This window comes from Cupriavidus sp. WGlv3, assembly GCF_023952475.1.
GTDB lineage: Bacteria > Pseudomonadota > Gammaproteobacteria > Burkholderiales > Burkholderiaceae > Cupriavidus > Cupriavidus phytorum.
In genome coordinates, this window is the sequence record NZ_JALHRX010000106.1 from 1 (window position 1) to 1,102 (window position 1,102).

Sequence of the window (1,102 nt, forward strand, 5' to 3'; positions counted from 1 at the left end):
CTTTTTCTGTGGGTCCCGTGGCGGACAGGGGTCAATGCGGAAGCCATAGCCCTCGGCACATTGCGCGTAGGCCCGCTGAACTTCCGGTTCGTAGATGCAGGCCCTGGTGATGGCGCACTTGGGGTTATCGATGATGAGCCGCACCGGCACCCCATGAAACCATTCGAAGGCATGTCGGTGACACTGCAGCCAGGTGGCAATGGTCTGGTCGCGCACGATCTCGACGTACTGGTGCCGGGACCAGCAAAGCGTCATGACAAAGTACCAGGTCTTGTGGATCTCGCCGGTATACACATCGGTGAGCGTCGGGCCGGCGCCAAAGTCAATCTGCGCGGCCTCAGCCGGCTTGAACTCTAGCCGCATGGGGACTTCCGGTACCTCAGATTCCTTGATTTGCTTGAGGAACCGGTAAATGGACGACGTGCTACCGCAGTAACCATGGTTGCGCTCGAGGGCGCTGAGGATCGTCGTGCCCTGAATGCCGGCCGCGTGCCACTGCACAATCTGTTCGCGCCAGGCTTCCAGCGGCGACACGCAACTGGGGGGCAACGGTGCTGCCATGCTGTCGCGGCCGAAGACCTCGGCCAGCTCCGCGTCGGTGGGCAACGGGGTGTCGGGACCTAGCCAGCCCCGGTTGCTCGCGGTCTCTCGGACCTGGGACAGCTTGCGCCGCCCCATCGTCTTGGATCGGGCGATGTCCCGGTCAGAATCGCCCTGGCGCATCCGCACCAGGACCTGTCGGTAATGAAACATCTCGAACCTTCTGTTCATGCTCCCTTCCGGCCAAAAGCCGGAAGCGTAGCGGTCAATGAAAGGAGATCGCCGCCGTAATGGACGACCAAAGCCATCAACTACATGCTGAATGTGAATCGCCGGCATGATGGAGCCAATCCGTCGCCGGCGTATTGGCGCCACCAGATCTTCGGCGTAATGGCGCCAGGGAATCACCGGCGTAATGGCGCCGGCGAATCTGGAGCCACTGCCTGGCTCGGGCTCGAACTTCAACAGGTGCGGCAGCAAAGGAGGTCCCGGCCCCTACTGGACAGCTTCGAAGTGTGGTTGCGAGAGCGGCTATTGACGCTCTCGACGCAGTCGGAAACGT

The 1,102-nt window shown here is 61.7% G+C and carries 1 protein-coding gene; it reads right to left on the minus strand.

Features of this window, described 5'->3' with window-relative positions; genetic code table 11:
• The coding region (gene istA, locus MKD38_RS30655; protein ID WP_252669764.1) for an IS21 family transposase at positions 1–753 on the minus strand (753 nt) is incomplete at its 3' end.
• Positions 754–1,102 lie beyond the last annotated feature (349 nt).